Annotated in this window: 9 protein-coding genes and 1 pseudogene; all 10 read left to right on the plus strand. The window is 65.6% G+C overall.

Annotated features, from left to right (window positions below; genetic code table 11):
- Positions 1-2: 2 nt before the first annotated feature.
- Positions 3-1,400 (plus strand): rhodanese-like domain-containing protein, encoded by a 1,398-nt coding sequence (locus ACG2LG_RS19250; protein ID WP_396261771.1) that lies wholly within the window; start codon positions 3-5, stop codon positions 1,398-1,400.
- A gap of 135 nt (positions 1,401-1,535) precedes the next feature.
- Positions 1,536-1,985: a hypothetical protein gene (locus ACG2LG_RS19255; protein WP_396261772.1), complete on the plus strand. Its 450-nt coding sequence runs from the start codon at positions 1,536-1,538 to the stop codon at positions 1,983-1,985.
- A 115-nt stretch (positions 1,986-2,100) separates the two neighbouring features.
- Complete coding sequence (locus ACG2LG_RS19260) at positions 2,101-2,862, plus strand: glutaredoxin family protein (protein WP_396261774.1); 762 nt, start codon at positions 2,101-2,103, stop codon at positions 2,860-2,862.
- Between the two features lie 13 nt (positions 2,863-2,875).
- Positions 2,876-3,049: pseudogene (locus tag ACG2LG_RS19265) on the plus strand (amino acid permease); the annotation flags it as partial.
- Between the two features lie 159 nt (positions 3,050-3,208).
- Entirely contained in the window at positions 3,209-4,261 is a 1,053-nt protein-coding gene (locus tag ACG2LG_RS19270) for a lipid A deacylase LpxR family protein (RefSeq protein WP_396261776.1), read from the plus strand.
- 97 nt (positions 4,262-4,358) lie between these two features.
- On the plus strand, positions 4,359-5,018 hold the full coding sequence (locus tag ACG2LG_RS19275) for a ZIP family metal transporter (protein WP_396261778.1): 660 nt from the start codon (positions 4,359-4,361) through the stop codon (positions 5,016-5,018).
- Entirely contained in the window at positions 4,975-5,124 is a 150-nt protein-coding gene (locus ACG2LG_RS19280; protein WP_396261780.1) for a hypothetical protein, read from the plus strand. Before ACG2LG_RS19275 ends, ACG2LG_RS19280 begins: the two co-directional genes overlap by 44 nt.
- 110 nt (positions 5,125-5,234) lie before the next feature.
- Positions 5,235-6,056, plus strand: coding sequence for an aldo/keto reductase (locus ACG2LG_RS19285; protein WP_396261782.1), 822 nt, complete (start codon positions 5,235-5,237; stop codon positions 6,054-6,056).
- Between the two features lie 23 nt (positions 6,057-6,079).
- Entirely contained in the window at positions 6,080-9,031 is a 2,952-nt protein-coding gene (locus tag ACG2LG_RS19290) for a hypothetical protein (RefSeq protein ID WP_396261784.1), read from the plus strand.
- Positions 9,024-9,674 carry a hypothetical protein gene (locus ACG2LG_RS19295; protein ID WP_396261786.1) on the plus strand — a complete coding sequence of 217 codons (651 nt, stop codon included), beginning with the start codon at positions 9,024-9,026 and terminating at the stop codon, positions 9,672-9,674. Before ACG2LG_RS19290 ends, ACG2LG_RS19295 begins: the two co-directional genes overlap by 8 nt.
- Positions 9,675-9,961: the final 287 nt, after the last annotated feature.

Here is a 9,961-nt window from a genome sequence, read left to right on the forward strand (position 1 = left end):
ACATGTCCCTGATCCACCAAACCTTCCACACCGAGGGCATCGCCATGCTGTCCTACCTCATTGGTGACGACGCCACCGGCGAAGCCGCGGTGATCGATCCGCGCCCCGACCCGGAGATCTATCTCGCTGCCGCCCGCCATCACGGCGTGGCGATCACGCACATCCTCGAGACCCACATCCACGCCGACTTCATGAGCGGTAGCCGGGAACTGGCCGCGAACGCACCGGGAGCCCGAATCCACGTCAGCGCCGAGGGCGAGCCCGACTACGGCTTCGAGCACCAGCCCTTGCGCGACGGTGAACGGCTGGAAATCGGCGACGTGGTGCTCACCGCCCGCCACACCCCGGGCCACACGCCCGAGCACCTGAGCTACGAGGCGGCTGCCCGCGACACTCCCGACCAGCCGTGGGGAGTCTTCACCGGCGACTCGCTGTTCGTCGGGTCGGCGGGCCGACCGGACCTACTCGGCTCCGACCAGGCCCGCGACCTGGCCCGTCAGCTCCACTCCACGCTGCACGACTATTTCATGAAACTTCCCGACGGCGTGCTGGTGCTTCCGGGTCACGGTGCCGGCTCACCTTGCGGTGCGGGCATCGGCGACCGCAAGGTGAGCACGATCGGCTACGAGAAGAAGACCAACGAGTTTCTGCTCCACGACGGCGACGAAGAGGCATTCGTCGAGTTCGCCCTCGAGGCACCCGCCGCACCCGAATATTTCCAGCGGATGAAGAAGCTGAACCTGGCCGGCCCCGAACCGACTCACGGGTTGCCACGGGTTCGGGCCCTGCCGCCGCGCGCCTTCCGGCAGCGGGCCGAGGATCCACGCGCCGTGAATCTCATCGATACCCGCTCCATGCTTGCCTTCGGAGGCGGCCACGTGCCCGGCGCGCTCCACATCGAGGCCAAACCGATGCTCTCGCTGTGGGCCGGATGGATGCTCGACCCGGACAAGGACACCTTCCTGATTCTCGAAGACGACACCTATCTGGAAGAAGTCGTCCGATTGCTCCTGCGCGTCGGTCTAACGCGTTTCGGCGGCTACCTGGCCGGTGGCATGGATGCCTGGGTGAAGGCCGGGCTGCCCATGGACGACCTGCCGCAACTGACCGTCCACGAGTTGTCCGCCGAACTCGATCACGAAGCGGAGCTCCAGCTTCTCGACGTCCGCACCGCGGAGGAATTCGAGGCCGGTTGCATCGACGGAGCGCGGCATCTCTTTGTCTCCGAAGTCGGAGACCGGGCCCGCGAAATACTCGATCCTTCGCGACCGGTCGCCACCTACTGTGGAAGCGGTTACCGCGCCAGCATCGCCGCCAGCCTGCTCCAACGACAAGGCTTCGGAGAGGTCCGCAACGTCCCCGGCAGTTGGCAGGCCTGGCAGGCGATGCACCGGGGATGACCTTTGTTGGCCTTCCGTCTGATCCCGTTCTCGTACGCCCGGTACGCATGCCACTCATCACCTACCGCACCTTCCGCTGATTGTTTCTCCCGAAGGATCCGGCGATTCTTGCTCCTCCGCACCCCCTCCTGCTCCATGAATAATCGAAGAACCGCATTTTCTCCCGATGGCCCGCCGCCCCGCGGCAGCGGATACCTGTATTTTGTCGGCGTGCTGCAGATTGGCACCGGAATCCTGAGCATTCTCTTCTCCGTCCTCGGCCTCATTCACGCCAGCTCGGCGGATGCCGCCGGGCTCCTGAATCCCCACGCGGTCGAACATCTGTTCGCCGGACATGGATCGGAAGGCTGGAACAGTCTGGTGGCCGGCCTGGTGTCGTTGCACATCACCTATGGTTGGATCCTCGGGCTTCTGCTCATCACGGCGGGGATCTGCTGCATCCGTCGGCGGGCGCGGCGGTTCGTTTGGACCAGCACGCTGCTCAACCTCGTCAATTTTCCCCATGGCACGACCGCCGCTCTGATGACGTGGCACGGTCTCACCCGAAACCGAATCTCGAGCGCCTTCGCCCGCAACGAATCCTGAGCCGGATTCCAACACACGACGCGCCCGGGCGTCGCGTCCCTGCCTTCCGCGAGGTTCGCCAGGCATCAGGGCCGGGGATGACGTCGCATGCGACCCGAAACCCATCCGTCCTTTCATGAGCAAGACCGCAACCCTTTACCGCATGGCGACCCCGGACCACCTCTGTCCGTGGGGTCTCAAGGCCCGAAGCCTGCTGCGCCGCGCGGGTTACCGCATCGAGGACCATCACCTCCGATCCATGGAGGAGGCTGAAGACTACAAGAAGGAGAACGAGGTCGATGAGACACCCCAGATCCTCATCGAGGGCGAGCGGATCGGCGGCTACGACGACCTTCGGGACCACCTCGGCAAGTCCCCCGAGCCGCGCGAAGGGACCAGCTACCGGCCGGTGGTCGCGGTGTTCGCGACCACCTTCCTGATGGCGGTGACCGCCACTTACGCGATCCACGGCGGGGCGGGTTTCGGGGCGCACGCGTGGATCCGGCTGGTTGAGCTGTTCATCGCCTTCAGCATGTGCGTGCTGGCCATCCTCAAGTTGCGGGACCTGTCGTCGTTCACGACACAGTTCCTTGGATACGACCTGCTGTCGCGGAGGTTCGTTCCCTATGCCTATCTCTACCCCTTCGTCGAAATCGGTGCCGGCATCCTGATGATCGGCCGACTCTGGACCTGGGTGGCGGCGCCGGGTGCCCTTTTCATCGGCCTCGTGGGAGGCGTTTCCGTGTTCAAGGCCGTCTACATCGACAACCGGGAACTCAAGTGCGCCTGCGTCGGCGGCAACAGCAGCGTGCCACTCGGGTTCATCTCCCTGACCGAGAACGTGATGATGGTGTTGATGGCGGCCTGGATGATGACGAGAGGCATCCTCGGATCCTGAACCGCCGGCAATCATGGAAGACAAGAACAGCGACGACCGCTCCGCCCAATACGAGAAGGGCAGCCTGTCCCTGACGGGCGCCGTTTCGATGGGAACCGGGGTCATGATCGGGGCGGGGATCCTGGCCCTGACCGGGCAGATCGCCGGACTGGCGGGCGAGCTATTCCCGCTGGCATTTGTCCTCGCCGCCTTCGTCTGGGTCAAGGCCGGGTCCGACACCCTGGTGGTCTGGGCATCGGCGCTCGGCCTGGCTCTGGTGTTCGTCGGAGAGAAATTCTTCCTGCGGAGGGTGCGGGAGGAATGATCCTCCGCAAATCGGAAGAGCCCTGAATCCTTGAATCAAATGATGAAAGCCCTGACGCTAACGGCGCTGCTCACCGCGCTCCTTCCCCTCCGTCTCCCGGCATCGCCACTGGATCAGGAAGGCTATCTGACCTTCCAGCTGGACAACGATCTTTTCGGCGGCAGTGATCGCGGTTACACCAACGGTGCCCGCCTGTCCTGGATCTCCGGCAGCCGGGACGTCGACAGCCTGCGCGGCCTCCATGCCTGGCTGCGTCGCCTGTCGGGTGACCCGGAGAGCTTCCGGGTTTTTCAGGCGGTCACCGGCTTCGAGGATCCGGACTCCATCGTCTACAACCACGGCTTCTCGCTGACCCAGTTGATGTTCACGCCGGCCGATCCGCTCCCCTACGCCCAACCGCCCCTCCAGCGGCGCTACGCCGGATGGCTGGGATTGGGTATCTCCCTGCACGCCAAAACCGACCGCATCCTCAACTCGGTCGAGTTCGCGGTGGGAACGACCGGAGAGAATTCCTTTGCCGAGGTCACGCAGGACTTCGTGCACAGTGCGACGGGCACCCGGAAGTTCAACGGTTGGGACGCCCAGGTGCCATCCGAGATCACCTTCGACCTGAGTTTCATCCAGAAACGCCGCCTCGATCTCCTCCAGCGTCGCTACGGTCCGATCCATGTGGATGGCATCGGCGAATGGGGAGTCAGGCTGGGAACCTTCCGGACAGCCGCCCACCTCGGGGGGATGCTCCGCGTCGGTTACAACCTGCCACCCGATTTCTCGGATCCGCGCCTCTCTCCGACTTCGTACTCCCACCGCTATTTCGGCTCGGCGATCGGTTATGAAAGCGACTGGTCGTTGTTCCTGATTCTGGGCGCTGAGATCCGCGGGGTCGCCCACGATGCGACCCTCGACGGACCGGTCTTCCGGGACTTTGACACGGGCATCGAGCGTCGCCCATGGGTCGGGGAAGTCTACTGCGGGGCGGGCGTCCGTTACCGGGCCGTCGAACTCGGCTACGCCCACACCTGGAGAACCGAGGAATACCGCACCCAAAGGGGACCGGCACAACTCGGGACGGTGACGGTCCGCTGGCGATTCTGATCGGCGGGCTTCGCCCCAAGACCGGTGACCCTTTCAGGCGGCGACCTCGGTGGCCGCAGGCAAAGCCTTCGCAACCATTCCCGATCTTCTCAAAACCATGGAACTCCAGACCCTCCTTATCACGACCTTCGTCGCCGCCGTTCTGGCGGATGTCTCAATGGTGTTCGGCGTCCTTCCATTCTATTTCGTCAAGAACATGTCCGACCGGGTGACCGGCATCATGGCCGCCGCGGCAGCGGGCATGATGGCGGCTGCGAGTCTGGTGCAACTCGTCGGGGAAGGTCTTGAAAAGGCCCCGGGAATCGAGGCTTGGGAAGTTTCGGCCGGCCTTGCCGCCGGGGCCCTGCTTTACGCGGCTGCCGCCCACTGGGTGCGTGACAACGAGCGCTTTGATCTGATGAACCTGCGCAAGAGCGGCGGGGCCCAGTCGCTGCTGATCGTCGCCGCCATGACGGTGCATTCCGCGCCGGAGGGAGTCGCGATCGGCGTGGCGTTTGGATCCAAGGATGTCGGTCTCGGCTATTCGGTGGTATCCGCCCTGGCCGTCCACAACATTCCGGAGGCCATCGCCATCACATTGGCGCTGCGTGCCAACGGAGTGCCCCGTCCTCCATTGCATCGGCTGGGCCCTGTTCACAAGTCTCCCGCAGCCGGTCTTCGCACCGCTCGCCGCCTGGTTCATCTGGCTCTTCGAACCACTCTTGCCGGCCGGCATGGGCTTCGCCGCCGGGGCCATGACGTTCTTGGTGGTCGATGACCTGATCCCGGACGCATTGGAAAACACCTCCAAAACCCGCGTCGCAGCCGCCTTCATGGCCGGCGTCGTGTCGATGATCATCCTCGGCCGCCTCGTCGGATTGTAGCGGCCCGCAAAATGCGCCGTCCCGCTACGACGTGTACGCAACTCACCAAGGCAAGGTCGGTCGGCAAGACCTATTGTCCCACCGGGCGTCCGCGGGAGACGATCACGGGCATGAACGCCAGAGAAAAGATCATCCAGGGCACACGAGTGCCGACGCTCGGAATGGGAACCTATGAACTCGAGGGACGGGCCTGCCGCGAGGCGGTGACCGCGGCTCTCGAAATGGGATACCGCCACATCGACACGGCCCGGGCTTACGGCAACGAGGCATCGGTCGGGGCGGCGATCGCCGAAAGCGGAATCCTCCGCGACCGGTTGTTCATCACTTCGAAGGTCTGGTTCGACAAGCTCCGGCCCGATGACGTCCTGAGCGAGGTCGATGCGAGCCTGCGAAGCCTGCGGACCGACTACCTGGACCTCGCCCTGATCCACTGGCCCAACGAGGAGATCCCCCTCGCGGACACGCTCACGACCTTCAAGCGACTCCGGGACGAGGGAATCATCCGCCATGTCGGCGTCAGCAACTTCACGCCCGAACTGCTCGATCAGGCCTTGAGGGCGGGTCCGATCTTCTGCAACCAGGTCGAGTATCACGTGCTCCTCAGGCGTAATCGGCTGCATCAGATGGCCGTCGAGCACGACCTGCTGATGACCGCCTATTCCCCCCTGGCCCAGGGAGACCTCGGCGATCATCGACCGCTCTCCGACGTCGCCCGCAAACACGGCTGTTCGGTCGAGCAGGCGGCGCTCGCCTGGCTGCTGGGGCAGGCCCAGGTTGCCGCGATTCCACGGTCGGGAAACCCGGAGCACCTGCGCAGCAACCTCGCCGCGCTCGAGATCGTGCTCGACGAGGAGGACCGCCGAAGGATCGAGGAGCTGCCGGACGGAAGGCACGTGGTCGATCCGGAATTCGCCCCCGCCTGGGAGAAGTAGCCCGGCCCTCCGGGATCGACGGAATGATCGCCGCCGACCATGACGCAGAGGAATCCCTCCGTCTGCACTTCGAGCGGGACGAGCTTTCCGGCCTGCCCTTGATCGGGGAAGCACCGGCCGTGTTGGAGCTTACCCTGAACTTCCTTCCCCTGCCCCACTCGGTGGTGGAATTCGGGTGCGGCAAGAAGGCCTCGCTCATCCTCGACCTGCTCGCCCGGCACGGCGTGCCGGTCCACGGCCTCCAACGCGGACTGATCCTCGAGGGTGACTTGTCACCGGACGCGCTTGAGGAGCAGGACCACCACGCCCGCCCCCGGTCGCTGCATGTCGCCAACCCGCTTTACCGGCGCGCGTCGCTCGACGACGAGCCCCTGCGCCGGATGATGGAGGACGAGGGCTTCGGCATCGACGACGAGCAATCCATAATCCGGGCCGGAGACTTCGAACTGCACCACGTCGAAACGGTGGGGTTCGCGATCGCCCGCAGCCACGTCTATTCCATCGTCACCTTCTGGGACCCGGATGAAGACCAGACCGCTGACCTCGTGATCGATCCCACGCTCGACCGCGAGCGCATGTTCCCGGTGGCCGAGACCCGGGACTACCTCCACGGGCCGGAGGCGCTGGTGTTCTCCGCTCCGATGCTCGGCCGCTTCCGGCTGGACCCGGAACATCTGACCGACCGGCAAGGCCGCGAAGTGGATGCGTGGATTTCCGGACCGGGGCCCGTCGATCAACGACTCCGCGGGCTCGACGTAGCCCGCCACGCCGAACTGGTCCGGAAGCTCACCGGTGCGCCCGCCGGCTCGATCGGCGACCCGGAAACGTGGAGTTACGCCAACAACATCCGCCCTTCCGGCGACCGGAACCACGACGACCTCCAGACGGAGGACACCGGCGTCGGCGAAGGGCTTCGCGCGCTCATGCGCAGGCTGCGGAACGAGCGCCCGGCCGCGTCGGGTCCCGAACTCGAAGAGAGCCGGCGGGGCCTCCACGACCGTGCGATCGAGATGGAGGTCAGGCGACGGATGACGCGCGACGCTGTGTGGTCCGGCAAGAAGCTCGAACCGCTGGCGAGGCTGGCCGCCGTGGTTTCCTCGCATCTCTCCCTCAAGGATCTGGCGAACTCGATCCGCGAGGGCCGCGAGTTGCCGCTCGACCCCGCCAATCCCGATCACCTCAAGCGCATGCGCGGGGCCGCCGTCCGGCTCCGCCAGCGAATCGAGCGGCTCGCCCTGGCCTCCACCGACGAGGCCGGGACGATCAATGCCAGCGCGCTGACGCTCCCCTTCATGCGGGCGGCCGCGGAGACCATCGCGCAGATGAACCGCGCGGGCATGACGGTCTTCATCGACCGGGTCGGCAACCTTCACGGCCTCCACTTCCCGGCCGGCCCGCAAGAGCCGCCCGGGAAGCGGCAGCGCCCGCCGGGTGAATTCTGCGTCGACGCCATCTGCCACGCGTCGCACATCGACACCGTCAGTGACGCCGGCAAGCACGACGGCAGGCTCGGCGTGGTGGCCGGCATCGAGATCGCGCAGACCGTGCACGACCTCAAGAGCTACTTCGAAGTGGCCTTTCCACGCCACCCGGGCCGGGGAAACCTGATGGTCACCGCCTTCATCGGCGAGGAGATGACCTATTCCGGCGAGGGGGTGGTGATGCCCGGCAGCTCCGCCGTTGCCGGCCATGCCCCGGTCGAATCCGTCCACCGCATGACCAATGCCGCCGGCGAACGATTCATCGACGGCCTGCTCGAAATGCTGCGGTATCTCGAGGAGCGCCGCCGGAACGGCGACATTCACTTCGAAAACCGTTTTCCCGCAGACGGTGACTCCGGAGAATGGATCGACGCCTGCCCGCGACCCGGGGAGTTTTTCACGCCGCACACCTACGAACGGCACATCGAACAGGGCCCCGAGCTCAACCGGGGCGGCGTGCCGCTGGTGCTCGTGGACCGGGTCATGGGCATCCGGCAGGAGGATGTTTCCATCCATGGGCGTTTCGCCGGAGACGCGGCCCTCGAGTTCGGCCTCAGGCTCCGCGAACTCGTCCTGCAGCCCGACTACAGGCAAATCCGGGTGACCGTCGGCATCGTTAAGACGACCGAAACGGGCAGCGAACGGCAACCCGCCTCGGCCTGGCGATGTCAGCTCCGGGGCCGGGAGAACCACGCCGGATCGACCCCGACCCGCGACCGCCGGGACCCCGTTGTCGCCGCGGCCCGCCTCGCCCGGGAATTCCGCCGTCGCGCGGGCCGGACCAACCCGGTGGCGGGCGATCTCGAGGTCCGCCCCGGCACGAACCGAAACGTGATTCCCGGGACCGTCGCACTGACGCTCGGGACGGACGACGACCTCACGCAGGCCGACCAGGAGCACCTCCGGAAACGGCTCACGGACTTCATCAGCCTGACCCTCGGACGGGATGTGGACGGAGGGGGCGAGGGCGTCGTCCTCGACGAACTTCGCCGGGTCCGGACGGTGCGCAACCCCGGGCAGGCTCGCCTCAGCATCGATGTTCGCGGTCCCCGTCGCTCCCTACTCCGCCGCTTCCGATCGGAGATCCGTGACCTGCGGGACCGGCTTTCCGACGAATTCGGCGTCGAGCTTTCCCGCGAGACCGTGCAGCATTTCGAGCCGCAATCACTCGCTGAGTCCGGCCAGGTCCTCCAACTCGAACGGAGCTACGGCGGCAGCCACAGCCCGACCGAGACGGAAATGGCGAGCGACCTGCTGCGCGGCACCCTGATCCAACTCGCGGTAACGGCAGATTTCCAGCGCTCCATCCGCCCCCCGGAAGCGGGCCTCCGCGCGATGGCCCTGGAACGCGTTCCGGAACCGTGGTGCCAACGGCTCCCGGGCTTCGAGTCGGGGGCTCTCCACGACACCTGCAATATCGCCCGGTCAACCGCCCGTGAAAGCGACGAGACCTCTGAAGCCGCGACCCCGACCGACGGCGCGCAACATGGCTGACATGCTGGGGACGCTCGCCATTTTCGCGGCCGGAGCACTGGTCATTCTCATCGCCGGCTCCCGCCTCGCCGGCGTGGCCGACCAACTGGCCGACCGGACGGGGCTCGGCGAAGCTGCCGCGGGTACCATCCTTCTCGGCGCGGTGACCTCGCTACCCGGATTGATCGCCTCGTCAACCGCCGCCTGGAACGGACTGCCTGAAATGGCGGTGAGCAATGCGGTCGGCGGCATCGCCGCCCAGACCGTGTTCCTGGTGGTCGCCGACTTCTTTCACAAGCCGGCCAACCTCGAGCACTCGGCCGCCTCGGTAACCAACCTTTTCTCCTCCCTCCCCGAACTGGTGACGACCGTCGCCTGCATCCGTCAGGGCGCCTACACGCTGGCGGTCTCGGGCATCGTCGGCGGCAACGCCTTCGACACGCTTTTCGTTGCAGCGTCGGACCTGTTCTACCTCGACGGCTCGATCTACCATGCGATGAGCGGCCGCCAGGAGTTTTTGCTCGCCCTCTCGATCATGATGACCGTCACCCTCGTCGCCGGCATGGTCCGGAGGGAAAGGAGGGGACCCGCGAACATCGGCTTCGAGGGCGTCCTGCTGATCGCCTTCTACGCGCTGGCGGTCGCGACCATGGCCTTCGCCTGAAACACCCGCCACCGATAGTCCACCAGCCTCAGGAACTCCCCCACGAGCACCGGTGCGGACCTTGGACCGGATGGCCCCGGGTCAGATCGCGGGCACCAACGGGCCGCCTCATTCCGCCTTTGACGGCCCATCCTAGTGTAGGCCGCCTTACAGACGAGTGATTATCTGCCAAGGCTGAATCGTGCCGAATAACGCGGATTTAGGGGATTGAACGGATTACGCAGATTTTCTGGACTCTTAAAATCTGCGTAATCCCCTTAATCTGCGGTTCCAAAAACTACCAATCT

Origin of the sequence: Haloferula sp. A504 (assembly GCF_044385805.1) — a bacterium.
GTDB lineage: Bacteria > Verrucomicrobiota > Verrucomicrobiia > Verrucomicrobiales > Akkermansiaceae > Haloferula.